22 protein-coding genes are annotated in these 26,706 nt (G+C 63.7%); 13 read left to right on the top strand and 9 right to left on the bottom strand.

What is annotated here, in order from left to right; translation table 11 throughout:
• The first annotated feature begins 19 nt into the window (after positions 1–19).
• From WYH_RS14300 to WYH_RS14270, 7 genes are all read left to right on the top strand, one after another.
• Positions 20–2,449: a VirB4 family type IV secretion/conjugal transfer ATPase gene (locus tag WYH_RS14300; protein ID WP_046904374.1), complete on the top strand. Its 2,430-nt coding sequence runs from the start codon at positions 20–22 to the stop codon at positions 2,447–2,449.
• Positions 2,446–3,624 carry a TrbL/VirB6 family protein gene (locus tag WYH_RS14295; protein ID WP_046904373.1) on the top strand — a complete coding sequence of 393 codons (1,179 nt, stop codon included), beginning with the start codon at positions 2,446–2,448 and terminating at the stop codon, positions 3,622–3,624. Before WYH_RS14300 ends, WYH_RS14295 begins: the two co-directional genes overlap by 4 nt.
• The gene (locus tag WYH_RS14290; protein ID WP_046904372.1) at positions 3,621–4,433 is read left to right on the top strand and encodes a TrbG/VirB9 family P-type conjugative transfer protein; all 813 of its coding nucleotides are present in this window, start codon (positions 3,621–3,623) and stop codon (positions 4,431–4,433) included. The genes WYH_RS14295 and WYH_RS14290 overlap by 4 nt, the downstream gene beginning before the upstream one ends.
• Positions 4,433–5,548 carry a TrbI/VirB10 family protein gene (locus tag WYH_RS14285; protein WP_046904371.1) on the top strand — a complete coding sequence of 372 codons (1,116 nt, stop codon included), beginning with the start codon at positions 4,433–4,435 and terminating at the stop codon, positions 5,546–5,548. Before WYH_RS14290 ends, WYH_RS14285 begins: the two co-directional genes overlap by 1 nt.
• An 8-nt stretch (positions 5,549–5,556) precedes the next feature.
• Positions 5,557–6,582 carry a P-type DNA transfer ATPase VirB11 gene (gene virB11 / locus WYH_RS14280; RefSeq protein WP_046904370.1) on the top strand — a complete coding sequence of 342 codons (1,026 nt, stop codon included), beginning with the start codon at positions 5,557–5,559 and terminating at the stop codon, positions 6,580–6,582.
• 65 nt (positions 6,583–6,647) lie between these two features.
• Entirely contained in the window at positions 6,648–8,813 is a 2,166-nt protein-coding gene (locus tag WYH_RS14275; RefSeq protein ID WP_046904369.1) for an RNA degradosome polyphosphate kinase, read from the top strand.
• The gene (locus tag WYH_RS14270) at positions 8,810–10,330 is read left to right on the top strand and encodes a Ppx/GppA family phosphatase (protein ID WP_046904368.1); all 1,521 of its coding nucleotides are present in this window, start codon (positions 8,810–8,812) and stop codon (positions 10,328–10,330) included. The genes WYH_RS14275 and WYH_RS14270 overlap by 4 nt, the downstream gene beginning before the upstream one ends.
• A gap of 256 nt (positions 10,331–10,586) precedes the next feature.
• On the opposite strand, the gene WYH_RS14265 is transcribed toward WYH_RS14270, so the two are convergent.
• A complete protein-coding gene (locus WYH_RS14265) occupies positions 10,587–11,141 on the bottom strand; it encodes a nuclear transport factor 2 family protein (protein WP_053833604.1) in 555 nt (184 codons plus the stop codon).
• Positions 11,142–11,232: 91 nt separating this feature from the next.
• On the opposite strand from WYH_RS14265, the gene WYH_RS14260 reads away from it, so the two are divergent.
• Positions 11,233–12,651, top strand: a complete 1,419-nt coding sequence (locus WYH_RS14260; protein WP_046904366.1) for a carotenoid oxygenase family protein — start codon at positions 11,233–11,235, stop codon at positions 12,649–12,651.
• On the opposite strand, the gene WYH_RS14255 is transcribed toward WYH_RS14260, so the two are convergent.
• Positions 12,652–13,683: a sensor histidine kinase gene (locus WYH_RS14255; protein WP_046904365.1), complete on the bottom strand. Its 1,032-nt coding sequence runs from the start codon at positions 13,681–13,683 to the stop codon at positions 12,652–12,654.
• 231 nt (positions 13,684–13,914) lie between these two features.
• On the opposite strand from WYH_RS14255, the gene WYH_RS14250 reads away from it, so the two are divergent.
• Positions 13,915–14,334 (top strand): ion channel, encoded by a 420-nt coding sequence (locus tag WYH_RS14250; protein WP_046904364.1) that lies wholly within the window; start codon positions 13,915–13,917, stop codon positions 14,332–14,334.
• Between the two features lie 19 nt (positions 14,335–14,353).
• On the opposite strand, the gene WYH_RS14245 is transcribed toward WYH_RS14250, so the two are convergent.
• From WYH_RS14245 to WYH_RS14230, 4 genes are all read right to left on the bottom strand, one after another.
• Positions 14,354–15,226: an alpha/beta hydrolase gene (locus WYH_RS14245; protein ID WP_053833603.1), complete on the bottom strand. Its 873-nt coding sequence runs from the start codon at positions 15,224–15,226 to the stop codon at positions 14,354–14,356.
• Positions 15,223–16,371 (bottom strand): NAD(P)-dependent alcohol dehydrogenase, encoded by a 1,149-nt coding sequence (locus tag WYH_RS14240; protein ID WP_046904363.1) that lies wholly within the window; start codon positions 16,369–16,371, stop codon positions 15,223–15,225. The genes WYH_RS14245 and WYH_RS14240 overlap by 4 nt, the downstream gene beginning before the upstream one ends.
• Before the next feature lie 184 nt (positions 16,372–16,555).
• Positions 16,556–18,031 (bottom strand): aldehyde dehydrogenase family protein, encoded by a 1,476-nt coding sequence (locus WYH_RS14235; protein WP_046904362.1) that lies wholly within the window; start codon positions 18,029–18,031, stop codon positions 16,556–16,558.
• Between the two features lie 95 nt (positions 18,032–18,126).
• A complete protein-coding gene (locus WYH_RS14230) occupies positions 18,127–20,100 on the bottom strand; it encodes a TonB-dependent receptor (RefSeq protein WP_046905212.1) in 1,974 nt (657 codons plus the stop codon).
• Positions 20,101–20,229: 129 nt separating this feature from the next.
• Between WYH_RS14230 and WYH_RS14225 the strand changes: the two genes are divergently transcribed.
• From WYH_RS14225 to WYH_RS14210, 4 genes are all read left to right on the top strand, one after another.
• Positions 20,230–20,760: a nuclear transport factor 2 family protein gene (locus WYH_RS14225; RefSeq protein ID WP_046904361.1), complete on the top strand. Its 531-nt coding sequence runs from the start codon at positions 20,230–20,232 to the stop codon at positions 20,758–20,760.
• 143 nt (positions 20,761–20,903) lie between these two features.
• Complete coding sequence (locus WYH_RS14220) at positions 20,904–21,947, top strand: GlxA family transcriptional regulator (RefSeq protein WP_046904360.1); 1,044 nt, start codon at positions 20,904–20,906, stop codon at positions 21,945–21,947.
• 164 nt (positions 21,948–22,111) lie between these two features.
• Positions 22,112–22,735, top strand: coding sequence for an outer membrane protein (locus WYH_RS14215; protein ID WP_053833602.1), 624 nt, complete (start codon positions 22,112–22,114; stop codon positions 22,733–22,735).
• Between the two features lie 73 nt (positions 22,736–22,808).
• Entirely contained in the window at positions 22,809–23,135 is a 327-nt protein-coding gene (locus WYH_RS14210) for a hypothetical protein (RefSeq protein ID WP_046904359.1), read from the top strand.
• Positions 23,136–23,198: 63 nt separating this feature from the next.
• Here WYH_RS14210 and WYH_RS14205 read toward each other — a convergent pair whose 3' ends face one another.
• The 3 genes from WYH_RS14205 to WYH_RS14195 form a co-directional block, all read right to left on the bottom strand.
• Positions 23,199–24,437, bottom strand: a complete 1,239-nt coding sequence (locus WYH_RS14205; protein WP_156320153.1) for a hypothetical protein — start codon at positions 24,435–24,437, stop codon at positions 23,199–23,201.
• 104 nt (positions 24,438–24,541) lie between these two features.
• Positions 24,542–25,111, bottom strand: a complete 570-nt coding sequence (locus WYH_RS14200; protein WP_046904357.1) for a septal ring lytic transglycosylase RlpA family protein — start codon at positions 25,109–25,111, stop codon at positions 24,542–24,544.
• A gap of 122 nt (positions 25,112–25,233) precedes the next feature.
• Positions 25,234–26,706 carry an aldehyde dehydrogenase gene (locus WYH_RS14195; RefSeq protein ID WP_046904356.1) on the bottom strand — a complete coding sequence of 491 codons (1,473 nt, stop codon included), beginning with the start codon at positions 26,704–26,706 and terminating at the stop codon, positions 25,234–25,236.

Genomic DNA, 26,706 nt, shown 5'->3' with positions numbered 1-26,706 from the left:
GCGCGGCACGGAGCATGACATGAAGACCAAGTGGCTCGGAGCCGCCGCATGGAGCGCGAAGGAAGCGCATGCCGGCGACCGCCTGCCCTATGCGCGCCTGGTGGACGGGAACACGCTGCTGCTGCGCGACGGTTCGCTGATGGCCGCGCTGCAAGTGCCGGGCCTGCTGTTCGAAACCGAAGATACCGACGCGCTGAACGCCCATGCGGCCACGCGCGAAGTCGTGCTGCGTTCCAATCTCGATGCGCGTTTCGTGCTTTATCACCACATCATCCGCCGCCGCGTATCGGTGGAATTGCCGGCCCGGTTCGACGATCCGCTGGCTGCCCATATTGACCGCCGCTGGCGCGAGAAACTGTCCAGCGGATCGCTGTTCGTGAACGACCAGTTCGTGACGCTGGTGCGCCGCCCCGCGCGCGGCAAGGCCGGGCTGGTGGAACGGATCGGCAGGAAATTCCGCAAGCGCGGCGGCGAACTGGCCCAAGCCGATCCCAGGGATCTGCGCAGCCTGCGCGCTGCGGTGCAGGCGCTGGCCGCCTCGCTCGGCGAATATGGCGCGCAGCCGCTGGGCGATTACACGGGCAGCAGCGGGCAGGTGAACAACGAACTGCTCGAACTGCTGAGCGCGCTCTATAATGGCGAAATGCGCCCGGTCCGCCGTCCGGCCGATGATGCCGATATAGGCAATATGCTGCCTTATCGCCGGATCAGCTTCGGCGTGGACGCGATGGAGCAGCGCGGGGCGGGTCGGCCCGATTTTTCGGCGCTGCTGAGCCTGAAGGATTATCCCGAAGCGACATCGCCGGGCCTGCTCGATCCGATGCTGCGCCTGCCCTTCGAAATGGTGGTGAGCGAAAGCTTCGCCCCGCAGGAACGGCAGACCACGCGCGAACGGATCGACCAGGCCTTGCGCCGCCTGCGCTCCGCGGACGAGGAAGCCGTGGCCGAACGCAGCGAAATGCTCGCCGCGCGGGACGGGCTCGGCAGCGGATCGGTGGCGTTCGGCGATCATCACCTGACCGTGCTGGTGCGCGAACGCGATCTGGCGCGGCTGGACGATGCAACTGCCTCCGTCGGCGCGGCGCTGGCCGATGCGGGGGCCATTGCCGTGCGGGAAGACACCAATCTGGAACCCGCCTTCTGGGGCCAGTTCCCGGGCAATGAGAGCTATCTGGTCCGGCGGGCGATGATCTCAACCGCCAATATGGCCAGTTTCGGCAGTTTGCACGGTTTCGCGCTGGGCCAGGCCGAAGGCAATCACTGGGGCGATGCTGTCACATTGCTGGAAACCACCAGCGCGACGCCGTTCTTCTTCAATTTCCACCATGGCGATCTGGGCAATTTCTCGGTCATCGGCCCGTCCGGTTCGGGCAAGACCGTGGTGATGAACTTCCTTGCCGCGCAGGCGCAGAAATTCAGCCCGCGCACCATCCTGTTCGACAAGGATCGCGGCGCAGAACTGTTCATTCGCGGGATTGGCGGCAATTACGACCGGATCCGCGCGGGCGAACCGACCGGCTTCAACCCGCTGGCCCTGCCCGACAGCGCCGCCAGCCGCGCCTTTTTGCGCGACTGGCTGGGCGTTCTGCTGAAGGCAGAGGGGCCGGAAGAGCTGGCAACGATCGCCGGGGCGGTGGATGCCGCCTATGGCAATGATCCATCTCTGCGCCGCCTGCGCTATTTCAAGGAATTGCTGTCCGGCGCCCGCCGTCCGCAGCCGGGCGACCTGGCGGACCGGCTTTCCGCCTGGATCGAGGATGGCGAATATGGCTGGCTGTTCGACAATGCGCAGGACAGGCTGGACCTTTCGACCCGCGTGATGGGCTTCGACATGACTGCGCTGCTGGAAAATCCGCGCCTGCGCACGCCGACCATGATGTATCTGTTCCACCGCATCGATGAACGGCTGGACGGCGAGCCGACGATGATCCTGATCGACGAAGGCTGGAAAGCGCTGGATGACGAGGTGTTTGCCGCCCGCATCCGCGACTGGCTGAAAACGCTGAGAAAGCGCAACGCGCTGGTCGGCTTCGCCACGCAAAGCGCGCGCGATGCACTGGAAAGCCGCATTTCCACCGCGCTGGTCGAACAGACGGCGACGATGATCTTCATGCCCAATGCCCGCGCACGGCCCGAAGATTACTGCGAAGGCTTTGGCCTGACAGAGCACGAATATGCGCTGATCCGCAGCCTTCCCGCGCATAGCCGCTGTTTCCTGGTGCGCCAGCCCGATGCCAGCGTGGTCGTCCGGCTGGACCTGTCCGGCGCGCCCGAAGTGCTGACCATGCTTTCCGGCAGGGAAAGCGCGGTCCGCCGGCTGGACCTGCTGCGCGAAGCGGTGGGGGACGATCCGGCCGAATGGTATCCCGCGCTTACCGGCCGCGCCTGGCCGGGCGAAAAGAGCGCCAGCGAAGATGCCGACTATGCCGCATGGGAGGCGGCAGAATGAACAGCGCCGCCTGCCAGCAAGCGCTCGACAATGTCGGCAGCGGCGTCGCCGCCAGCCTTAGAGCGGTGGATTGCGCGGCAACGGCAACGGCGCAGGCAGCCTTCGGGCGCCTGTTCGGCACCGATGGCACGTTGATGCCGGTGCTGACCATATTGCTGACCATCTTCATCGCATTCTTCGGCTTCATGCTGATAACCGGCCGCAGCCGGATCGGCATCGCCACGCTGACACCGCGCATGGTCACGCTGGGGCTGGTGGTCACATTCGCCACCAGCTGGGCCGCTTATCAAAGCGTGTTCTGGAACCTGTTTGCCAGCGCGCCGGACTGGATCGCCTCCCTGCTGATGGGGGCGGAGGGATCGGCGGTCGATATCTTCGCGCAGAAGATCGACTTCGTCTTCGCCGCCCTGATCGAGGCATCCGGGCCGCAAGCGATGCAGCAGGGCGCGGCCTCCACCTTTTCTCCGCCGGGCCTGCTGTGGGTTGGCGGGACCCTGCTGCTGCTCGGCACGGTCGGCCTGCTCGCCGTGTGCAAGATCGCGCTCGCCGTGCTGCTGGCGCTCGGCCCGGTCTTTGTCGTGCTGGCCCTGTTCGACGGCACTCGCGGCCTGTTCGTCGGCTGGCTCAAGGGCGCGGCGATGCTGGCCATGACGCCGCTATTCGCCGTGCTGGGCGGATCGCTGATGCTGGAATTGTCCGTCCCGGTGGTGGGGGCATTGTCGCAGGTTCCGGGCGAGATCGATCCGCGCGCGGCCATGGCCTTCTTCATGATCGGCGCGATCCATTGCGCGCTGATGGTCATGGTACTGAAAGTTGCGGGCACGATGGTGTCCGGCTGGACCGTGTTCGGCCTCGCCCGTTCCATCGATGACAGCGCAGGCAGTGGCAGCATCTCTACCGCCCGCGGCCCGGCCCCTGCGGTTTCCCCGCTGACCGCGCGCGCGGACCAGTCCCGCAATTCCCCTTCGCCCTCACGCCAGATCCGTATTGCCGGTGCCGCGCCCGTCGCCGCCAATGATACGGGTGCGGCAACCACGATCCGGCGCGAGACGACCATCCTTTCCGGAAGCGGAGCCGCCACCGGCGGACATTCCGCCGCCGGCCCATCGCGCGCCCGCGGCATTGGCAGCCGGTTCCGCAACGCGCCCGCACGCCCTCTGGAGAAACTGAAATGACCCGCGCCCTGCTTGCAGCCGCGCTCTTCGCCGGTGCCGCCTTTACCGCCCCGGCACAGGCTTCCGATCCGCGCCTTGTCGATCGGCTTTACGATCCCGACCAGATCGTCAGCATCCAGGGCAAGGCCGGGGTGCAGGCCACGATCATGTTCGGTGAAGACGAACGCATCGAAAATGTTGCGATCGGCGATTCCCAGAAATGGCAGGTCACGCCCAACAAGCGCGCCAATCTGCTGTTCGTGAAGCCGCTGGCCGAACGCGCAGCCACGAACATGACGGTCGTCACCGACAGGCATACCTATCTGTTCGACCTGGTGGCCAGCCCGGCCAACAAGAACCCGCTCTACGTCCTCTCCTTCAGCTATCCGGTCGAACTGGAGCAAGTGCAGCAAGCCGATGCCGCAGCCACGCCGCCTGCCGAAAGCGCCAATGCGATAGAGCTGGCCGCGGCCAATGATCCCTATGCCGTGGTCGATCCCGCCGAACTGAACTTCGCCTGGAAGACCGAAGGCGACAGCAAATTGCTGCCGACCCGGATCTATGACGATGGCGATGCCACTTTCCTGACATGGCCTGCGGATGCGCCGCTGCCGGCAATCCTGGTGAAGGATCACGCAGGCACGGAAGGCCCGGTCAATTTTGCCGTGCGCGGGGAAGTGATCGTGGTCGATCGCGTCCCGCGCGAATTCATCCTCCGCTCCGGCGGGGATGTTGCCACCCTCGTCAATGAAGGGCCGGTTCGCGAGCCTGCCAAGTCGCCGCAATCGGCGCTGGCCCAGACCGTTTCCCGCAAAGCGGAGGTGAAGTGATGAAACTGGCCATGCGCCTTCCCGAGAAAAATCACGGCGCCCCGCGTGACAGCGACCCGCGCGAGGAAGCGGGCGCCGAAGTGATCGACCTGGCCAGCCGCACCGCCTATCCGGCGGTAGCCAATGGCAAGGGCCGTTCCGATGCGCTGGGCCTGGCCGCCGGTGTCGCATCTGTGGCCATACTCGGCGCCGCCACATTATGGGGGCTGAACGCATCGCGCATGGGATCGGAAGAGACCGCCCAGCCCGCCGTGCAACCTGTGCCAAAAGCGCCCGCGGCCACGCCCGCTCCTGCTCAGCAGGAAGGCCGGCCGCTGGCCAATGCCGCGCCGAACCGGCCCGCTGCCGCGCCAGAACCGGTCATCGCCAACCAGCCCGAGGTTGCTCCGGCCGGGAATCCCTATGCCTCGCCCGCAATGGTATTCGATCAGAGCCTGGCCCCGGCCCCACTGGCCGAAGGCGTGGCGCCCCCCGCAGGCGATGCCGCCGGAGGCCCTGCCTCGGGCAGTTCCGCCTATGACTTTGCCAGCCGGATCGGCGGCGTCGGCGGTGCGCCTGCCGTCGCCAGGAACGATATCGACCCGCAGAACACGGTAACGCAGGGGACAATGATCCCGGCGATCCTGGAAACGGCGATCAATACGGACGTGCCAGGCTTCGCCCGCGCCGTGGTCAGCACCGATGTGCGCAGTTTCGACGGCACGCGTATCCTCGTCCCTCGTGGCAGCAGATTGGTCGGCCAGTATCAGTCCGGCCTGCAATCCGGGCAGAAACGCGCCTATGTCATCTGGCAGCGGCTCACGCGGCCGGACGGCGTTTCCGTCGCGCTCGCCTCGCCCGCCACCGGCTTTGACGGCACAGGCGGCCTGCCCGGCGATGTGAACAGCCATTTCTTCAAGCGGTTCGGTTCAGCCATATTGCTTTCCGTAATCAGCGGGCTGACGACGATTGCCAGCGGCGGCACTTCGGTGGTGCTGGGCGGCGGGCAGAGCGCCGCCTCCACCGCCCTGCAACAGGATGGGCAAATTGCGCCGACCGTGCGTGTCCGGCAGGGCGAACCGATCCGGGTTTTCACAGCCCGCGATCTGGATTTCAGCCAGGCCCCCCGTCTCTGAGATTTTCGATGACCGCGCAGATCCACCAGTTGAGCGCCCAGGGCGAAGACGGCACGCCCCCGGCCCCGGCCCAGCCCCTTGCGGCAAGCGGAAGCGTCTATCTCGACGCCTATCTCGCACCATTCCGGCAATGGCTGGACCGGGACACAGTGACGGAGATTATGGTCAACCGTCCGGGCGAGATCTGGGTGGAAGATGCCGCCCATCCCGGTATGCAGCGGATCGAGGCGCCGGAGATCGAGGACAAGCTGATCCAGCGCCTGGCGGAACAGGTCGCGCGGGTCAGCCATCAAGGCATCAACCGCGAACATCCGCTGCTGGGGGCGACCCTGCCCGATGGCGGGCGCATCCAGTTCTGCGGCCCGCCCGCCACGCGCAAGCACTGGGCCATGGCGATCCGCCGTCACCGCAGGCTGGATCTGCCGCTGGATGCCTATGATTCCGGCCCTTTGCAGGCATATCAGGAACCGGACATGCCCGATCCGGCGGAAGAACCGATTGCGTTCCTCCGCGCCGCCATCGCCGCACGCAAGACGATCCTCATTTCCGGCGGCACCTCCACCGGCAAGACCACTTTCCTCAACGCCATGCTGGGCGAAATACCCGATCATGAACGCGTCGTCCTGGTGGAAGACACGCCCGAACTTCGCCTGCCGGGCGCCAATGGCGTGGGGCTGGTGGCAGTGAAGGGCGAATTGGGCGAGGCGAAAGTGACGGCCAATGAATTGCTGCAATCCGCCTTGCGGTTGCGCCCGGACAGGATCGTTCTGGGCGAATTGCGCGGCGCGGAAAGCGTCAGCTTCCTGCGCGCCATCAATACCGGCCATCCGGGCAGTTTTTCCACCATCCACGCCAACAGCCTGCGCGGCGCGCTGGAACAGCTTGCGCTGATGGTCATGCAAACCGGGATCGGCCTCGGCCGCGGCGACACTATCGCCTATGCCGCATCGGTCATCGATGTCATCGTCCAGCTGGATCGCAGCTCGGGCAAGCGCGGGATCAGTGCGATTGCCCGCAGCAGCGATCTTCTCTGATTCGCACTATTGCAGTGCTCGATCAAACGGGTAACGAGAAACCGCATTGGCCCTACCGCAACTGATTGACAGGACGCGATGAGCACCGCCGCGCCCGATACCCCGCCCCCGACGAACGGCTTTCGCCGGAGGAACGCTATTTCAATCGCGAGCTGAGCTGGCTGTCCTTCAACGAACGTGTTCTCGCCGAAGCATGCAACACCGCCTATCCGTTGCTGGAAAGGCTGCGCTTCCTGTCCATTTCAGGCAGCAATCTGGACGAATTCATGATGATCCGCGTGGCAGGCCTTGCAGGCCAGCTGCGCAGCGGCGTCAGCAAGATGTCGATCGACGGGAAAACTCCGGGTCAGCAACTCGCCGCGATCAATCGCAAGGTCCGCGAACTGGAAAAGACCCAGCAGGCAATCCTGTCCGACCTGGAGCCGCTGCTGGCCGCGCAGGGCATCCATCTCGCCGGAGAAGCGCGGATCGATGCCGCCGCCGAAAAATGGCTGCGGCAATATTTCCTGGAAGACATCATGCCGGTCCTGACGCCGCAGGCGATCGACCCGGCCCACCCCTTCCCCTTCGTGGCCAATCAGGGGATCGGTGCGCTGTTCAACCTGACCCGCAAGGAGGATGGCAGCCAGCTGGTGGAAATGGTGCTGATCCCCGGTGCCCTGCCCCGCTTCATCCGCATTCCCGGCGAAGATGCGACCTATATTGCGATCGAAAGGCTGGTCTGCCGCTTTGCCCATCTGATGTTCCCCGGGTTCCGTATTGCGGGTGACGGCGTGTTCCGTGTGCTGCGCGACAGCGATATCGAAGTGGAGGAAGAGGCGGAGGATCTCGTCCGCTATTTCCGCACCGCGATCCAGCGCCGCCGCCGCGGCAAGGTCATCCTGCTGGAGATCGACAAGGAATTCGATCCCGACGCCGAAGCCATGCTGCGCGAACAGCTGGGCCTGGAAGATGCCATGGTCACCAAGACCGACGGCATGATCGGCATCAGCGGCCTGTCGGACGTGGTGGACGAAGACCGGCCCGATCTGAAATTCGCACCCTATACCCCCCGCTATCCCGAACGCGTGATGGAACATGACGGCGATTGTTTTGCCGCCATCCGCGAGAAGGACATCATCATCCACCACCCCTATGAAAGTTTCGAGGTGGTGGTGGACTTCCTGCGCCAGGCCGCGGCCGACCCGGCCGTGGTTTCGATCAAGCAGACGCTTTATCGCGCGGGCCACCAGTCCCCGGTGATCGCCGCCCTGATCGAAGCGGCGGAAGCGGGCAAGTCGGTGACGGCCGTGGTGGAACTGAAAGCCCGTTTCGACGAGGAACAGAACCTCAAATGGGCCAATGAACTTGAACGCGCCGGCGTCCAGGTGATTTATGGCTTCGTGGACTGGAAGACCCATGCCAAGGTTTCCATGGTCGTCCGCCGCGAAGATGATGGTTATCGCACCTACTGCCATTTCGGCACCGGCAATTATCACCCGGTCACGGCGAAGATTTACACCGATCTCAGCTATTTCACGGCGGATCCGAAGCTGGGCCGCGATGCCGCGCGCCTGTTCAATTTCATCACCGGCTATGTCGAACCGCAGGAAACCGAAGCAATCGCGATTTCGCCGCTCAACCTGCGGGAAACCTTGTACGAACTTATCGACAAGGAAATCGTGAATGCCCGCAATGGCCGCCCGGCGGCGATCTGGGCCAAGTTGAACTCGCTGACCGAGAAGGGCATTATCGACCGGCTGTATGATGCCAGCAAGGCAGGGGTTCACGTGGTTCTGGTGATCCGCGGCATTTGCTGCCTGCGCGCCGGCGTCCCCGGCCTTTCGGAAAACATCACGGTCAAATCGATTATCGGCCGTTTCCTGGAACATAGCCGCATCTGGGCCTTCGCCAATGGTTACAACCTGCCGAGCGGCCGGGCGAAGGTCTATATCTCCAGCGCCGATGCGATGAGCCGCAATCTCAACCGTCGCGTGGAAGCGCTGGTGCCGATCCGCAACGCCACCGTGCATGATCAGGTGCTGGAACAGGTGCTGCTGGCCAATCTGCTCGATACAGAGCAGAGCTGGCTGCTGGATGGCGAAACTGGTGAATATGAACGCGTGGAAAGCGATGGCGAAGGTTTCAACTGTCATGAGTATTTCATGACCAACCCCTCCCTCTCCGGCCGCGGCGACGCGCTGAAGCAGAGCCGCGTGCCCAAGCTGACCCTGCGCAAGGGCGCGATATGACCGGAAGGGCCGGATCCCGCCGCCTGCATCCATCGGGGGACCGTCCGGACCGGGCGGTCATCGATATCGGATCCAACACGGTACGTCTGGTGATCTATGCCGGATCGCGCCGTGCCCCTGATGTCTGGCTGAATGAAAAGGTCAGTGCCCGGCTTGGTCGGGAATTGTCAGCCACGGGCCGGATGCCGGACAAGGCGATCCAGCTCGCGCTTTCGGCCCTGGGACGCTTCGCGACCATCGTATCCGATATCGATATCGACGATGTGCAGACCGTGGCCACCGCCGCCGTGCGCGATGCCGAAAACGGCCCGGAATTTCTCGAACAGGTTCGCGCAATGGGCCTCGAACCGCGCCTGCTTTCCGGCGAAGAAGAAGCGCGCGCCGCGGCGCATGGTGTGATCGGGGCCTTCCCCGGCGCGCGGGGCACGGTGGCGGATCTTGGCGGCGGCAGCCTCGAACTCGTCCAGATCGAGAATGGCGAATGCCATGACGGGGTCAGCCTGCCGCTTGGCACATTGCGCCTGCCCGGCCTGCGCGAAGACGGGCCGGAAAGCTTCAACGCAGCGGTGGAACGGGAATTGACCAGGGCTGGCTGGGCGGCGGAACATCCCGGCCCTCTCTACATGGTCGGCGGGACTTGGCGCGCGCTGGCCGCCTATGCCCTGAACAAGAGCAATTCGCCGATCACCGATCCGCACAGCCTGCGGCTGGATGCGGATGCGGCAGACAAGATCGCTAGGAAGATCGCGCGGGCAGCGCCGGGCGAGCTTGCAGCCATATCCGGTATTTCATCATCGCGCGCGGCGGCCCTGCCCGATGCCGCGGCCATGCTGCGCGTCATGCTCAACGATCTGCGGCCGGACGGGATCGTCTTTTCGTCATGGGGCCTGCGCGAAGGGCTGTTGTTCCAGAAACTTGCTGCCGGTGTTCGGGGGCAGGATCCACTTCTGGCGGCGATGAGCCATTTCGCAATTCCGCGCGGCGGATCGGTGACACTGGCGACGTTGATCGCTGCGTGGACGGCCGATGCCAGCACGCCCAACGGCCATGGCGCGGAACGGTTGCGTCTCGCCGCCACCATGCTGGCGCTGGCCGCCGCCCGGATCGAGCCGAACCTGCGCCTGCGCACAGCCTATGGCTGGGCGATGGACAAACGGTGGGTCGGCATTGGCCTGGCTGACCGGGCCCGCCTCGCCGCCGCCTTGCGTGCGGCATGCGGCAAACCTTCCATCCCCTCCGAATTGCTCGATCTGGCGGACGAGCCGACCCTGCGCGAAGCCGCCGGCTGGGGCCTCGCCATTCGCCTGTGCCGGAGGCTGGGCGGCGGATCGCGCGTTTCGGTGCTGACCAGCAAGCTGCAGCGCAGGGGCGAAAAGCTGGTGTTGTGGATCGACGAAAGCCGCCGCCAGCTTGCCACCGAAAGCGTTGCCAGCGATCTCAAATCGCTTTCCCAATGGCTGGGGCTGGAACACGAAATGCGGATTGGAGAACCGGCCGAACTGCACCCGGCCGACTGATCAGCGTTTCTGGCAGTTTTGTGACGCCGCAAGCATTTGCTTGTTCCTGGGTGCCCGATGCGCTGTCTTGCGGGCTATCTGGCCGACGCGGTATTGCAGCATCGGAAAGCCCTGCTAGAGGCAGGTGACAAATTGATCAGATCACCCGGACAGCATTGCAATAAAAAATAGTCCGGGCCCTTCCGGGTCGCGCTCGGAAGAAACTGAGCCGCCGCCGAACTGCCCCCCGGATCGGCGGCGGCTCTGTTCTGATTTTCTACCACGGATCCATCGTCTGTTCGCTGAATGGCCGCGTATCGGCCGGCGGGGATTTATGCTGCGGCCGGGGCGGCATGGTCCGTTCCGCCTTCCAGGGAACTTGGTCCGCGGATGTCCAGGCATTCACATGCAGGCGGAAATATTTCCACCGCCCGTTCCGCTTGACCAGCCGATCGTCACGCGTGCCGATCCCCATCACGAAACTGGTCCCGTAATCGGCATTCCACTGGATGATCTGGAAGAAACAGCGGACCCGCGCGCCTTCCTTGCGCGGATCCATGATGAAATGGTTGATCAGGTGCTGACGGCCATACCACCAGTGCTGCCGTTCAAACCAAAGCTTCCGCAAATTCTCGCGTATGGCTTCGCGGCCATTGACCTTGCCCTGCCACAGATGATCGAATTCCGCATCTTCGGCGAATGTATCGAGCACCTGTTCCTCGTCCGCCAGATCCAGCCCCCAGGCGTAGCGGGCGTAAAGTTCCTCGATCTCGGTCCGGTCCTGCGCCGGCATGATTTCCGGCACGCCATCCGGCCACGGGTTTTCTGCCAAACCTTCTCTCCCTGTCATGTTTCTTTGCCGGGCGGTCTTGCCAATTGGCGGCTTCCCGGTTCACTTTGATTCTAACAAAACGGAGAGAGACATGCCCGAAATTTTTCATGCTGCGGCCAGTTTCGGCCAGCAGGAAAAGAAGCCGCTGCGTTTCGAAGCCGATGTCTTCGACTGCGAGATCGAAGGGGAAATCCCCGACAGCCTGCAGGGCGCCTATTTCCGTGCAGGGCCGGACCGGCAATATCCCAGCCTGGAAAATGATATCGTGCTGAATGGCGACGGGCAGGTTTCGGCCTTCTGGTTCGAAGATGGCCGGGTCCGCTTCCGCAGCCGCTATGTAATGACCGAAAGGCTCAGGCGGGAACGAGAGGCGCATCGCCGGCTCTACGGCGCCTATCGCAACAAATATTCGGACGATCCCTCCGTCTCCAACGCACCGGCGCGAGACAATACAGGCAATACTTATGCCTTTGCGCATCATGGCGATCTCTATGCATTGCGCGAAGATTCCCGCCCGCACCGGATCGATCCGGCAACGCTGGAAACCTTGCCGATCGGCGATTTCGGACGTTTGCAAAGCACTGCCGTAACGGCACATCCCAAGATCGATCCGGTTACCGGGGAATGGTGGAGCTATGGCGTGTTTGCGCGGGGGGAACCCACCACCGATGCTTCGCTTCATGTCTTCGATCGCGATGGGAAACTGGTGCGGGAAGAATGGTTCCAGACGCCCTTCCCTGGCCTGAGCCACGACTGGGGCGTTACGCGCGAACATATCGTCTTCCCGATCATGCCGCTGACCGCAGACGATGCGCGGCTGCGCAGGGGCGGCGACTATTACGAATATGATCCGGACCTGTCCTCTGCCTGGGGCATCATGCCCCGGAACGGCAGCACCGACGATATTCGCTGGTTCCGTATCCCGAACCTGGTGATGGGCCATGTCATGAACGCCTTTACCGAAGGCAATGTGGTGCATGTGGACACGCCATTTTCGCCCGGCAATTGCTTCAGTTTCTTCCAGGACAAGAACGGCCGATCGCCGACACCTGCGGAAGGGGTGACGCAGATCAGCCGGATCAGTTTCGACCTGTCCAAACCCGCAGAGGAAGCGGTGACGATCACACCTGTTGAAGGGGCGCTGGGGGACATGCCGCGGATCGACGATCGCTTTGCAATGGATAAGTACCGCATCGGTTATTTTGCCCTTCGTGATTTTCCCAATATGGGAATTGGCCAGCTCGATTGGGAGAGCGGCGACCTGGTATTTCACGCATTGGAAGGTGCCGCCGCACAGGAACCCGTCTTCGTTCCCCGCAGCCCCGATGCGCCAGAGGGGGATGGCTATGTGCTGGCGGCAGTGGATCGGTTCGCTGAACGGCGCACGGATCTTCTGGTGCTGGATGGCAATGATGTCAGCCGGCCACCTATCGCGACGGTGAAGCTGCCTTTTGCCCTGCCAATGGCCTTCCACGGTTGCTGGATGGAAGGCGTCAAAGCCGGGGATTGATCAGCCGCCGGTTCCGCCATCTTCGCCCCAGGCGCCTGCCATGCTGACATGGCGCCCCCTGGGGCCAACGACGAGATCATATTCCGCACGCGCCTGCCGGGCGAAAGCATCGAGCAGGCGCGTGCCAACCCCGGAACTTGCCCCGGCACTGCTGCTGTCGGACTGGCCGATACCATCATCCTCCACCCGCAGGCACCAGCCGTCCTGCTCCACCGCAAGCGACACATTGACCCAGCCCTCGCGCTCGTCCGGGAAGGCATATTTGGCACAATTGGTCAGCGCTTCATTGGTGAAAAGGCCGATTGCCACAGCCACTTCCCGCGGCAATTCGCATTCATCCACATTCAGCGTAACATTGATATTTTCGCCAAAGGCACCCCGCGTCACCTTGGTGACGAGTTCGGTCAGATAGGGCTGCATGGCCACGATCGCCCCTTCGCCCTGGCTTTCCGCCAGATTGGCATAAGCATGCGCGAAGGAATGAATGCGGTTCAGCGCCTGGTCCAGCGCGTCCTGCACCTGCGGATGGTCTTCCCGCCGTTTCTGCAGTTCCAGCAGGCTGGCGGCGAGAGAGAAATTATTCTTCGTCCGATGTTCCAGTTCCTGCAACAGAATGGCGCGCCTTTCGATCTCCAGATCCCGTTCCGCCATTGCAGAAACCACGGCCCGGCGGAATGTTTCGGCAAAGATCAGCACGATCAGGGCGGCAAAGGCATTGATCGCAACCCGCGGCGGATCGGTTGCGAATTCAAAACGGAAAGCCTGCGTTTCTGGCAGCACAAAATACCACGCCCACAGAAAGCTGATCGAATAGGCGACGCTGCCCGCCTGCCAATGACCGTAAAGCGTGGCCAGCAGCACGGTGGGATAAACAAGCGCAAAGGCGCCCGAAGTGGGCGCCCAGATATCGAAGGCGCTGCGCAAGAGAATCATCAGCCCCGCACAGCCAGCCCCGAAAAGGATCTGCACCAGCAGGCGCGTATTCGCATCCTTGTAAGGCCGAACAATATCGTAATTAGCCAGTCGTTTCATGCAAATGCGCCCTCTTGCGGGGATCGCTCCGGCCCCTCGCTACCACCCTATCCTACGCAAACCACGGAATTGGCGCGAATTATTTTTTCCCGCTGCCGCAATATCCCTGCCCGTCCCGGCAAATAAGAACCGCAGGCCGTGTGTAGGACAGCCGCAATTGCAACCGGGCAGCCAGGTGGAACCCAAACCGTTCACCACCATTGCTACTGCGTGACAGGGGCAGAATTGATCATGATCGGCTTCGGCCTGGCGGTGCAGGCGCTGTTGGGCGCCTGGCATCTCTATGGCCTGCGTCTGATCAAGAAGATCCGTCCCGTCGGCGATGAGCATCCGCATCTGGGCGTGTTGGCCGCATTCTGGGGCCTTGGCATACTCCACTTCAGCGAAATCGTTCTGGGGGCGGCGGCCTATGCCCTGGCATTGACCATTCCCGCTGCAGGAAACATCAGCCAGGTGGAAGGAAGCCAGGCGGCGGAACTGCTTTATTTTTCCGGCACCACCTTCACCACGCTGGGCCTGACGCACCAGCAGGCCAGTGGCCCGATCCGGCTGCTGGTGATGCTGCAATCGCTGGGCGGCTTCATGCTGATCACATGGTCCGCCACATTCGTTTACACGATCTGGGGCGAACTGTTCCGCCGCGAAGGCTGACAGCCAGCCGCCATGCGCCCTATCGCGTCACCCGTTTCGCAAAGCCCGCCACCAGCCTTTCTATCTCCTTCTCCCCCGAACCGATGCTCAGCGCCGGGGAGAGATGATTGTGCCCTGCCAGCAAATGCATTTCGGGATAGGCAGCGTGCGCCACGCCCCATGCCCCCACCAACTGCGCCGCCTGCGTCTGGAAATCCTGCGGATCCAGTTCCGACAGGGTGAAGCAAAGCGGGATCCGGGCATTGAGCAGCCCCGCCATGCAGGACGCCTGCCCCCAAACCTGCGGATCATCCCCGTAATAGGCGCGGTGGAAATCATTGGGCGTACAAGTCAAAGTGTCGAACATGCCCGACATCATGATGGCGCCGGCAATCCCGCCATTTTCCGCCACGTGAAAGCGTTTATGCGCGACATAGCCGGCAACATGCACCGCACCGGCAGACTGGCCCGACAGCACGATCCTGTCCGGATCGCCGCCATAATCGGCGACGTTATCCTTCAACCACTGCACCGCCAGCGCCAGATCCTCCGGCCCGGAGGGGAAGCGATTGGCAGGCGCAAGGCGATAAGTGATCGTTACGCCCACCATACCGCGGCGCGCGGCAAAATCGCCGATATTGGAATAGAAGGGGCTGCCTTCCGTGTGCTTGTCCCCCATCACGAAGCCGCCGCCATGCACGAAGACCAGGACCGGGGCGCCGCTGGTCCCTTCCTGCCGGAAGATGTCGAGCCGATTGCGTTCATCCGGGCCATAGGAAATGTCCCGCGCAACCTGCGTATCCGGGTCCATTCCCAGATTCATCTCGGCAAATATCTGGTTCGTCCCGCCCAGCAATTCGGGCGTCAGGTCGCGGCCGAAACTTTCCAGTTTCTTGCGCAATTCCGGGTTCATTCGGCCTCTCCTTGTCTTGTCGCTTCGGGCCCTTTCGCATCGGGAATTATCGCGTCGGCCATGGTCAGCACGGGCTTGATCACCCGCCCCTGCCGCGCATCCTCGAAAGCGCGCCCGATTTCCTCAAACGGATAGAATGTCAGCAGCCGGTCAAACGGGAAGCGCCCCTGCCGCCAGAAATCGACCAGCATCGGTATGAAGCGGCGCGGTGCGGCATCGCCGCCCAGCACGCCTTTCAGGCTGCGGCCCCCCGCCAGCATGGGGAACATGGGGGGCTGCCACTCCCCGCGCGGGGCAGTGACGAAGGCCGCCGTGCCGCGCATGGCCAGGCATTCCATCGCCGTATCGAACACCGGCGGCGCCACGGTGGTGTTGATGCTGGCATCCATCCCGCGCCCGGTAATGGCGCGGATCGCCTTGGCCAGATCCGCCTGATCGCCGCGCAGGCAATCGGTCGCGCCCAGTTCGCGCGCCAGTTCCAGCCTTTGGGGCGAAAGGTCCACGGCCACGATGCGGCTGGCGCCGATCAGGCGGGCAGCCATCACCGCGCTCAACCCCACACCCCCGGTGCCGAACACGGCCACGCTTTGTCCGGGTTGAAGGGCAAGGGATTCTATCACTGTCCCCGCGCCGGTAATGATGCCGCAGCCCAGCGGCGCCATCATTTCCAGCGGCACGTCCTTGGGCAGTTTCACCGCCGTTCGCTGCGGCACGATGGCGTGGCTGGCAAAGCTGGACTGCCCGAAGAAATGCGAATGGACAGGCGATCCTTTCCGGCTGAGCGCGGTTGAACGGTCCATCCGCCCGCCGCCGAATGTGCGCGGCATGGCCGTGTCGCAATAACTCGGCAAATTCGCTTCGCAGCTTGGGCAGGTGCCGCAGGAACTGCCTGAAAGCAGCACGTGATCGCCCACGGCAAAATCGCTGACGCCTTCGCCCAGTTTTTCCACCACGCCCGCGCCTTCATGGCCCAGCACGATGGGCAGCGGGGCCAGCCTGCCATCCTGCGCATGAAGATCCGTATGGCAGATGCCGCAGGCCGCGATGCGCACGCGCATTTCCCCGGCGCGCGGTTCCTCAAGATCCAGCTCGGTCAGTTCCGGCGCATCGTGCCCGGCCTCGCTCAGTGCAGCCCTTATCCGCATTGTAGCCCCCACTCGTTTCGTCGCATGCAGGGCACGGCTGGAACGCCTGGAACAGGGTTATGGACGCAAAAACCGGCGGTGCGTGCCGCGCCCGTTTTCGGGGTGGCGGAAAGGGCGGGCGGCATGGTCATGGCCCCTGTCTGCCCGTGCCGGGCGGAGTAGGAAAGCGCCGGGCCATGCACCCTCATCTGCCCTGCCCCTGGCCTTGGCCCAGATGATGATCGTCCTGAATATCGGCCACATCGCCATGCTGCGTCATCAACGCCTTGCGGCGGATGAAACGCAGGATCGATTCCGGCCCGGTGCGCGAACCACCCAGCCCGGAAAAGCCGAAACTATGCGTGCCGATCGTGCGCATCTTGCCGAAGGTCAGGAAAGTATCCTGCAGGAATACTGCCCCGGCATTGACCCGCCGGCCAATGGCCAGCGCTTCTTCCTCGCCACCCGCGATGACCGATGCGGTCAGGCCGAAATCCGTATCATTCGCCAGCGCAATCGCCTGGTCGGTATCCTTATATGCCATCACCGGGATGCACGGGCCGAATGTCTCGTCCTGCATGATCAGCATGTCATGGTTCACGCCGGTCAGCACTGTGGGCCGCATGTAAAGCCCGCCGCCGATCTCCTCCACCTCTCCGCCGGTCAGGATCCGGGCGCCTTTTGCCACGGCATCATCCAAATGGTTGCGGACAATCTCGGCCTGGGGCGCGAAAGTGAACGGGCCGATATGGCCGGCGCGCGGATCGTCCGCATTCAGGCGGACCTGCTGCGCGGCTGCCACCAGCTTTTCCACGAAGGCATCGTGCACCTTTTCATGCACATAAACCCGCTCCGTCGAATAGCAGACCTGCCCCGTGGCATAGACTGCGCCGCGCAGGACCGCCGTCACCGCCCGGTCCAGATCGGCGGTTTCAGTTACGATTGCCGGATCCTTGCCACCCAGTTCCAGGAAGCAGGGGATCAGCCGCCGGGCACAGGCCACTGCCACCTTGCGCCCGGTGGGCACGCTGCCGGTGAAGCAGATCAGATCCGCCTCCCCGATCACCGCTTCCCCGATATCGCCTGCCCCGGCGACATAATCGAACACCGCGGCCAGTTCCGGCACGGCGCGCACCGTTTCAAACAGGGTTTCGATGACGCGCGGGGTCACTTCGCTCGGCTTCAGCAGAACGGCGGAACCGGCAAACAGGGCCGGCACCGCATCCAGCAGTGCCAGCATCAGGGGCGCGTTCCACGGGCTGATCACGCCAACCAGCGAATAGGGCACGATCTGGCTGCGGACTTCGACATCGGGCATCACCGCGCTGCGGCCATGGAAATCATACCGGGCCAGCGCCTTGGGCGCATCTTCCAGCCAGCCGCCAATATTGCCCAGCGTGATGAAACCCTGAAGATATGATGTGTGGCAGCCACCCGTATCGACTGCATCCGCTTCACCGATTTCGGCCGCTTTCGCCTTCACTTCGGCAAGCCAGCGCGCCATCACGCCGCAGCGCGCCTCCAGCGGCATGGCCGCCCAGGCCTGCTGGTTCTGGCGCAGGCGGGCCGCCTTTTCGGCCACCTGCCCTGCCGTGGAAACATGCAATCGGAAATCCGCCTCGCCCGTGCGCGGATTACGCACGTCGAGCATCGCCTCCTGTGCGGGAGCCGCACGCATCATATCCCTCTCCTGTCTTTTTTTCTTGGGTAACGGCTGACAGGCGCCGCGAACAGGGCAAAATGCTCCCCTCCCGCGCGGGAGGGGAGGCTTTCATGTCAGAAACCGTAGCGGATGCCGCCCCAGACGGTCAGCGGCGTGCCGATATCCATCGATCCGCCCTGATTGCGGGTGATGATGGTTTCATCGAACAGGTTTTCCACCCGGCCGACCACGCTCCACTTCCCGGCCACGGGCAGCTGGGCGAACAGGTCCACCGTGGTGGCGGCGGGCAGCACGTCGGTTTCCTGATCGTCCTCATACTGCTTGCCGACATGGCGCAAGGTCGCGGCAAATTTCATGCCGTCCTGCGGCTGCCAGCCCAATGTCGCGCTGGCCGACCATTTGGGCGTCTGCGAAGGGCGGAAACCATCCAGCGCGGCGGCCGCGCCATCATCCGACATGGTCGCATCCGTATAGGCAAGCGTGCCGTCAAAGCTGACTTGCCCGAAGCGCAGCTGGCTGGCCAGTTCCACGCCCTGCGCATCGATGGCGCCGATATTGCGGCGCTGGCGCAGATTGGTGTCGATCGTCACATTGGTGATGGCGTTCTTCACCTTGTTGTCGAACGCGGTCAGCGCCAGGCTGATATTGTCGTCCGGCCGCCAGTCGATACCGGCCTCGAAACCTTCCAGACGTTCGTTCTCCAGCCCTGCATTGGCCATGGTGGTGACGGGGAAGACCACGAAGGGGCGATAAAGTTCGTTCAGCGTGGGCAGGCGCAGCCCGCTATAGGCTGCGGCCCGCAGGCGCACGCCTTCGCCTGCATTGAACACCGCGCCGCCGCGATAGGAGAACGCCCAATCCGCGCGGTCAGCATAAAAGCTTTCTTCCAGCAGGTTGCCGGCATCATCCTGCGCCCGGTAATATCCATCGGCAATGCGATAACGGTCCGCCCGCACACCGCCGGTCAGCACCAGCGGCCCCACCGTCCAGTCATCTTCCAGGAACAGGCCGAGATCGGTGTTCACCCCGCCGGCGAAACGCTGTTCCGTGCGCGCGCCGGAGAAGGCGGAATAGGCATCTTCGAACAGATCGCCTTCCGACCGGCGGAAATCCACGCCAAAACGCAGCACGTGGTCATCGCCCAGCGGCGGGCGGATCTCCAGCTTGCCGCCCTGCCCCGATGCGGGCGTGTCCTTCTGATCCAGCACGCGGGTGAAGCGGCTGGACGAAATCACCGTATTGTTGAAATTGCGCCACTGCGCATAAGCAAGCGCATCGACCTGCCACGCCCCGCGGCTGACCATGCGGACGCTGACATCCTGCCCTTCGATCCCGTTATCCGCGCCATCGAAACGCAGGGTCCGGTTATCTTCAAAGGCAAGGCCGCGAAGCTGAAGTTCCAGATTTTCCGCCACGGGCTGCACCAGCCGCGCGCTGGCGGACCAGCTATCGTAACGCGCGCGGGACGTGGCATCGACCCGCTGATCCTGCGGCGTGGTGTAGAAGCCCTTGCCCCGGTCCCAGCGGCCGCTGACCACGGCAAAGCCATCGCCCACTTCGGGCGCCAGCGTGCCGGACAGTTCCGTGCCGCCGCGATCATTGACCAGCGCCTGCCCGCTGAGCAGGCCGAGCGTATCCGCATCCGCGCTTTCCAGTTCGATCGTACCGGCCAGCGCGCCCGCGCCGAACGGGCCTGAACCCCCGCCCCGCGTCACGCGGATGGAACCGAGCCGTTCAGGCGCCACTGCGGAAAAGGGAATATAGCCGAAAAAGGGATCGGACAGCGGCACGCCGTCAAGCAGCATCAGCGCGCGGCTGGTGGCGTTGCCGCCCAGCGCCCGCAGGGTGGCACCCTGCGCGGTGGGATTGGAAGATCGGCTGTCTGATCGGCGGAATTGCTGGAAACCGGCAATGTTGGAAAGCACGTCCTCCAGCCGGTCGGACCCGCTATTGACGATCTGCTCCCGCTCGATCTCTATCGTGCTGTAGGCGGGGGTGGCAGGGGTGGAATCCAGCCCTTTGCCCGTCACCACGATTACCGGCCCATCCGCTGCCTGCGCCGCAGAGGCAGACAGAATCAACGGCATAAAAGCAAGGTATCTGAGGCGCATATTGGATCCCATCCCGATTTCAAATTGCGTTTGTCTGATTTAATAGCGTGGTTGGCTTGCCGCGTCACCCCTCCTTTGGCAGGAAGCCGGCAAAGGAGAAAGGCGATGCGTTCAATCATGCTGGCCGCCACGGCCCTGCTGGCCATCACGGCCACCGCCGCAGCGGGTGAGGAAAAGCCGCTGGCTTACGAAAAGCCGCAGATCCCTGAAGACCATGAAAGCCTGATCGCCAGCGATGATCCGCAGCTCGCCGCGAACAAGCGGCTGGTCTATGACATGTACCGCATCGTATTGCAGGCGGGCCTTGCCGATCGCGCGCATGAATACATCGCCGTTGACTATGTCCAGCACAACCCCAATGCCGCGCAGGGGCTGGACGGGCTGATCGACTATGTCCGCTCCACAAGGCCCGAACGCCCCATCAAGGACAAGCTGGAACTGCCGCTGATCCACCTGATGGCAGAAGGCGACTATGTCACTACGGCCTTTGTCCGCCCCGAAAAGGACGCGGAAGGCCGCACCTATTACGCGACCTGGTTCGATCTCTATCGCATAGAAGACGGCAAGATCGCCGAACATTGGGACCCGATGCTGAAAAGCGATCCGAAGATCGATCCCAACGACAGGCAGATCTGACAGGATCATGCGGCGGCCGTTTCCCGGCTGCCGCCCGGTCAGGCCGTGCCGCAACCGAATTTCATAACGTGTAACCCCACTTTGGCAGAAAAGGTGGGGACATTGTCCTAACGGCAATCGGCGCTGCGGCCTATTGTCTGACCATGACGAAACAAGAAGCAAACGGCACCGCCGCCCAGGAAACGCCACGCCGGGTGGTCATGGTGACTTACCCCGATGCCCATATCCTGGATATTGCGGGCCCGATCGAGGTGCTGTCCGGTGCCGCCCTGTTCCTGCCGGAAGGCACCGCACCCTATGCGATGGAACTGGTGGCGCAGCAGGCCGGGCCGGTTCTTACCACCAGCGGGATATCCCTTCAGGCGGACCGGGCATTCAATGATGCGCGGCAGGATACGCGGGCCATGGACACGCTGATCATTTCCGGCGGCCACGGCACCAGCGCAGCATTGACCGATCCTGCGCTGATGGATTTCATCGCCTGGGCCGTACCGCGCGCCCGGCGGGTGGTTTCGATCTGCACCGGCGCGATGATCCTGGCCGAACTGGGCATGCTGGATGGCCGCCGGGCGACAACTCATTGGTGGTGGTGCCCGATCCTGTCCCGCAAATATCCGGCCGTTCATGTCGAACCCGATTCCATCTTCGTGCGTGACGGGCCGTTCTGGACCTCCGCCGGCGTGACATCGGGCATGGATCTGGCCCTGGCCCTGCTGGAAGAGGATTGGGGCCATGATATCGCGCTGCAGGTCGCCCGCTATAATGTGATGTATGTGATGCGGCCCGGCGGGCAGACCCAGTTCAGCGCCAATCTGCTGGCGCAAAAGGCTGAAGACCCGGCGATCGGCAAGACGCTGGAATATATTCTCTCCAATCTTGGCCAGCCACTGACCGTGACTGCACTGGCCGCCCGCGCCTGCATGTCGGAACGCAGTTTCGCCCGCAAATTCCGGGAAGAAACCGGGGTGACGCCGGCCCATTACGTGGAAGCCGCAAGGCTGCAGGCGGTGCGCGTTGCGCTGGAGCAGACCGGGGATTCAATCGATCAGATCGCCCGCCGCACAGGCTTCCAGAACGCCGAGAGGATGCGCCGGGCGTTCCACCGCCAGATCGGCGTTTCGGCCAATGATTATCGCGCACGGTTCCGTTTCTCCCCGGCGGAGGGCGACCAGGAACCCCCGGACTGAATGATGCCGGCATTGCCGGCTGACTGACCCGCCCCGCCCCTGATCCGGCTCCGCCGCGTCAACGGCGGCGGCCCATCCCGTAATTTTGCAATGCCGCGCAGGCCGTACCTGCGCGCGCCCCGTCGCTTTGCCTGATTTTGGTTACTTACAAGAAGGAAAATAGCATGTTCACACCCAATAAGAGCGCTTGTGTAAAGCTCATCGCCATTGCCGCCATGTCCTGTCCCGCACTGGCCGCGGCGCAGGATAATCACTTCCAGGGCGTCACCATCGGCGCGCAGGCCGGCTGGGACCGCAGTTCCATCGACGAAACCGTGCTGGCCACGCCCGACGATGTGCAGCTGACCGACCGGGATGACGGCATTGCCTATGCCCTGTTCGGCGGTTTCGACCTGCAATCCGGCAGCTTTGTGATCGGCGGGGAGGCGGGCTTCTCGCCCGATGGGCGGACCTTGCGCGCCGATGTCGGCGCGGATGGCTATGTGAAGCTCGATCCGAAATGGTCCGCCAATGTCTCGGCCCGGGCAGGCGTTGCCCTTGCCCCACGCCTGCTGGCCTATGGCCGTGTCGGTTATCAGCTCACCCGTTACCGCGTGGGTGGGTATGAAAACGGCAATTCCACCCCACTCGCCAGCGACCGTGAAACCGGCGACGGGCTGATCTTCGGTGGCGGGCTGGAATATGCGGCGGGTGACAGCATGCTGCTGCGCGCCGAATATCGCCGCCGCGATCTCGATGGGTCGCTGGGCGGTCATCAGGCCCTGATCGGCGTGGGCTTCCGTTTCTGACCTTCACCATTTGCCGGGCGCACGGCCATCACGTCGTCGCCCGGCACTTCCCCATTCATGAAAGGGAATTGCCATGACCACCGTGAATGCAAGATCCGCCCTGGCCCTGGCCCTGGTTCTGGCCCTGGCCTGCACCGCCTGCGCCACCACCCGGCAACAGGCCGCGAAATTCGACGGGATGAGCTGCGACCAACTGGCAGTGGCGCTGCAATATGAAAAACAGGGCCGCAGCGAAGACCGGCGCTCTGCCGCATTATCCGCCGTGGAAAGCATCTTCGCGAAGGGCGACGCGGCGGATTCAGCCAGCCTGGATTCCGACATCCACTATATCGATGCCGATAATCACAAGAAGATGATGAAGGAAATCAGGAAGCGGCAGCAGGCCCTGCACTGCATCTGATGCACCGGCGCCCCGCCCCGCAATTGCGGGACGGGGCGCCAGTCATCTCAACTTCCCGGCCGGTCAGGAACCGGCGCCGCCCGGCATCGGGCGTGGGCCGGTGCCCGGATCGTGATCGAAAGGCTGGGCGAAGCGTTCCCGATCGTCCGGCGCGTTGGGATCGGCCTTGCCCGCTGCAAGATCGGCCCGGTGTGCGCGTGATGCGCTGATATAGTCGCGCGGCATGTAATTGCCTTCGTGGCAGGCATATTCGAAGAACTGGTAATCGTCGTCCCGCGTCCATTCGATCCGCGTGGTCCAGGGCTGGGTGTACACTTCCGGATCGGAATAGGTCAGCTCATGCACGATCGCGTCCGGCCCCGTCATGGTCAGCCGTTCGACAGTCATGGCCTGCTTGCTCATCGGCACGGTGTTGAAGGCGGGCACGTCCAGCGTGCCGGTGAACTGGGTGGCCATGTTCAGCGGCGCGGCGGAGCGGGCATAGGTATCGTGCGTCACGCTGTCCCCGCTCTTGATATTGGTGGTTTCGATGACCAGCGTCTTGCCTTCCCACCAGCCGCGGGAATTGCCCAGCCATGCCTCCACCGCATCGCCCCAGCCGGCAGCCTGTGCCGCTTCCTTGCTGTCATAAATCTTGACCACGCGCGTGCCGAGCATTTCCAGCAGGATCGTGACATAGCCGGGGGACTGGAACACGCGGATGCCGTTATTATAACGGAACGGGTACATGGAAGCCGGGAAACCGCGTGAAACGCAGCGGTCCCAGCTGTCAAAATCGGCAAGGGAATCATAGCCCTGCCCCGGCACCCAGCCGGAACGACCGGCCTTGAACAATTCCATCCCGTGTTCGGTCAGCGCCGGCAACTGGCCGTCCGCCGGGCTGACGAGCATGGATGTACGCTTGCCGAAATTGCTGTTTTCAAACCAGGCGGCCAGCCCTTCCGTGCCGGGCGCGCCGATGCCGCTTTCCGATGCTTCGGCATAGCTGCCATCCGCCCTTTTCGCCGCTTCCACCCGGCGGGCGAATTCTTCGTCATTGACCCAGAACCGGTTGCCATAGGCGGCGGGCCGCTGGAACAATATGTGGCCGTTATTGATGTTTTCGATCGGCCAGGTGCCGCGGAAATCCCAATCACCCCACGGCGTCTTTCCCGGCGTGTAATCGGTGGGGACCGGCGGCAGTTCGGTCAGGTCTGCCGGCCGATCCTGCGCATTGGCGACAGGGGCCGAAAGAGCCATGGCCAAGGCGGCACCGGCCGATGCGGTCCGGGCCATGAGTGAAGCGAAACTGCGGCTTCCCATTTAACAAATCCCTCCCATGAGTCTGTTATTTGAGCCTTGACTATAACAACTCCGCACGGGTGGCCAGCGCGAATGGTGGACTTTGTCCGCCTGGCCAATGCACTCTAATAACCGGCAGCCTGCATCTGCGCGCGCAGCCGTTCCAGCGTGGCTTCGGGCACGCGCGGCAGTTCCCGCGCCTGCTTGCCTTCGCGCAGTTTCCGCCGCTCTTCCTCGGGCGGATCGACACGGCGGACACGGACCGGAACGATCCCCTTCTGCCTGATGCCAAGCTGCTGCGCCGCACCGCGCGACAGGTCGATAATCCGCCTGCTGTCGGAAAACGGACCCCGATCGTTGATTCGCACCAGAATGCGCCGCCCGGTATCGAGCGCCGTCACCTCGACATAAGTGGGAAGGGGCAAGGTGGTGTGGGCAGCCGTAATCCAGTCGGGGCGAAACCGCTCTCCATTGGCGGTCTGCGATCCCGATTCCGGCCCGTACCAGCTGGCATAGCCGAGCCGGTCGTAAGCCGGGTCCGCCGCGGGCGTGTAGGTCGTGCCCCGGATCGTATAGGCCGGGCCGATGCGAATTGGCACATCGCTGACCGGCCGATAATCGCGCCCGCCGCCACAGGCCGCCAGCGCCAGCAGGGCGAAGGGCAAGGCAAAGCGGGCGATGGGGGAAAGATTCATGGGCGCATATCTACGCGCCCGGACACGGAGCGGGAAGCCGGCTTTGCCGCATTCAGGGCGCGGCCCGTCTTCCCGTGCCGGATGCCGGCGGAGCGTGATGGCCCCGCCGGTTCCGTATCAGGTCAAAGCTGCGACGGCGCCCCGTCCAGCAGGATGGTCTTGGTTTCGAGATAGGGCCACAGGCCTTCCGGCCCGCCTTCACGGCCCATGCCGGACTGCTTGAAGCCGCCAAAGGGCATGCCGAATTCCATGCGCATGCCGTTCTGCCCCATCACGCCGGTGCGGACCTTGCGGCTGATGTCATAGGCAGCCTGGGGATCATTGGTGAAGACCGATCCGTTGAGGCCGAAATTGCTTTCGTTGGCGATGCGGATGGCATCTTCCTCGTCCTCTGCCGGTATCAGGCAGAGCACGGGGCCGAAGATTTCTTCCTGGGCGATGCGGCTGGTATTGTCGACATTGGCGAACAGGGTCGGTTCCATATAGTAACCCTTGTTCATATGCGCCGGACGGCTGCCGCCGGTGACGAGATCGGCACCGCTCTTGCGGCCTTCCTCGATATACATTTCCACGCGTTCAAGCTGGCGCTTCATGGCCAGCGGGCCAAGCTGCGTTTCCGGATCGTCCGGCGTGCCGATGCGGATGCCCTTCATCACGCCCGCAATCGCTTCGGCCAGTTCGTCATGCCGGTCCTTGGTCACGATGGCGCGGCTGAGCATGGCGCAGACCTGCCCGCTCATCACCGTGATCGTGTTGCCGAGGATGCCCGCGGCCGCCTCGATCGGGAAATCATCGCGCACGATCGCGGCGGACTTGCCGCCCAGTTCCATCGTGCAACGGGTCATCTTGCTGCCGCAGACGCCGGCAATATGCATGCCCGCCGCGCTGGAGCCGGTGAAGGTGACCTTGTCGATATCCGGGCTGTGGATCAGGTGATCGGCAGCATCGCGGCCGCTGGGCACCAGGTTCACCGTGCCGGCCGGCAGCCCCACGGCCTCCGCCGCTTCGGCGATGATATAGGTTTCCAGCGGCGTTTCGGGCGAAGGCTTCATGATGATCGGGCAACCCGCGATCAGCGCGTAGAACACCTTGTTGGCCATGATGCCGAAGGGGGCATTCCACGGCGCAATGCCGACCACCACGCCAACGGGTTCACGTGCCACGATGGCGGTATCGACCACCTGCCCCTTCTGCTGGGTGACCCAGTCGAAGCTTTCGCCCAGTGCCGCGATGCCGCGCAATTGCGCAACGGCGCCGCCATGCATCATCGGGGCGAAACTGGCCAGGCCGCCGACCTGCGCCGTCCACGCGGCGGCCATTTCCGGCACGCGCTTTTCCAGCACATCGGCCATTTCCATCAGCTTCCGGCCGCGTTCGGCAGGCGGGGTGTTGGGCCAGGGGCCATTGTCGAAAGCTTCGCGCGCGGCGGCCACGGCCTTGTCCATGTCCGCATTGCTGGCTTCGGCAACCCGGCCGACGACTTCCTCCGTGGCCGGGCTCGACAGCTCGATCTGGGTGCCGCTGGTCGCGGCGACCCATTCGCCGCCGATGAACAGCTTGTCCGGATGCTTGATATTTACGCCTTCGGGGGTCAT

Source organism: Croceibacterium atlanticum, from assembly GCF_001008165.2.
GTDB classification, from domain to species: domain Bacteria; phylum Pseudomonadota; class Alphaproteobacteria; order Sphingomonadales; family Sphingomonadaceae; genus Croceibacterium_C; species Croceibacterium_C atlanticum.
This window is presented reverse-complemented; position numbering and strand designations above follow the sequence as displayed.

Excerpts from the sequence above, each read along its gene's own strand:
- WYH_RS14300 (WP_046904374.1), top strand. The coding sequence starts at position 20 with ATGAAGACCAAGTGGCTCGGAGCCGCCGCATGGAGCGCGAAGGAAGCG.
- WYH_RS14295 (WP_046904373.1), top strand. The coding sequence starts at position 2,446 with ATGAACAGCGCCGCCTGCCAGCAAGCGCTCGACAATGTCGGCAGCGGC.
- WYH_RS14290 (WP_046904372.1), top strand. The coding sequence starts at position 3,621 with ATGACCCGCGCCCTGCTTGCAGCCGCGCTCTTCGCCGGTGCCGCCTTT.
- WYH_RS14285 (WP_046904371.1), top strand. The coding sequence starts at position 4,433 with ATGAAACTGGCCATGCGCCTTCCCGAGAAAAATCACGGCGCCCCGCGT.
- virB11 (WP_046904370.1), top strand. The coding sequence starts at position 5,557 with ATGACCGCGCAGATCCACCAGTTGAGCGCCCAGGGCGAAGACGGCACG.
- WYH_RS14270 (WP_046904368.1), top strand. The coding sequence starts at position 8,810 with ATGACCGGAAGGGCCGGATCCCGCCGCCTGCATCCATCGGGGGACCGT.
- WYH_RS14260 (WP_046904366.1), top strand. The coding sequence starts at position 11,233 with ATGCCCGAAATTTTTCATGCTGCGGCCAGTTTCGGCCAGCAGGAAAAG.
- WYH_RS14255 (WP_046904365.1), bottom strand. The coding sequence starts at position 13,683 with ATGAAACGACTGGCTAATTACGATATTGTTCGGCCTTACAAGGATGCG.
- WYH_RS14250 (WP_046904364.1), top strand. The coding sequence starts at position 13,915 with ATGATCGGCTTCGGCCTGGCGGTGCAGGCGCTGTTGGGCGCCTGGCAT.
- WYH_RS14245 (WP_053833603.1), bottom strand. The coding sequence starts at position 15,226 with ATGAACCCGGAATTGCGCAAGAAACTGGAAAGTTTCGGCCGCGACCTG.
- WYH_RS14240 (WP_046904363.1), bottom strand. The coding sequence starts at position 16,371 with ATGCGGATAAGGGCTGCACTGAGCGAGGCCGGGCACGATGCGCCGGAA.
- WYH_RS14235 (WP_046904362.1), bottom strand. The coding sequence starts at position 18,031 with ATGATGCGTGCGGCTCCCGCACAGGAGGCGATGCTCGACGTGCGTAAT.
- WYH_RS14230 (WP_046905212.1), bottom strand. The coding sequence starts at position 20,100 with ATGCCGTTGATTCTGTCTGCCTCTGCGGCGCAGGCAGCGGATGGGCCG.
- WYH_RS14225 (WP_046904361.1), top strand. The coding sequence starts at position 20,230 with ATGCGTTCAATCATGCTGGCCGCCACGGCCCTGCTGGCCATCACGGCC.
- WYH_RS14220 (WP_046904360.1), top strand. The coding sequence starts at position 20,904 with ATGACGAAACAAGAAGCAAACGGCACCGCCGCCCAGGAAACGCCACGC.
- WYH_RS14215 (WP_053833602.1), top strand. The coding sequence starts at position 22,112 with ATGTTCACACCCAATAAGAGCGCTTGTGTAAAGCTCATCGCCATTGCC.
- WYH_RS14210 (WP_046904359.1), top strand. The coding sequence starts at position 22,809 with ATGACCACCGTGAATGCAAGATCCGCCCTGGCCCTGGCCCTGGTTCTG.
- WYH_RS14205 (WP_156320153.1), bottom strand. The coding sequence starts at position 24,437 with ATGGGAAGCCGCAGTTTCGCTTCACTCATGGCCCGGACCGCATCGGCC.
- WYH_RS14200 (WP_046904357.1), bottom strand. The coding sequence starts at position 25,111 with ATGAATCTTTCCCCCATCGCCCGCTTTGCCTTGCCCTTCGCCCTGCTG.
- WYH_RS14195 (WP_046904356.1), bottom strand. The coding sequence starts at position 26,706 with ATGACCCCCGAAGGCGTAAATATCAAGCATCCGGACAAGCTGTTCATC.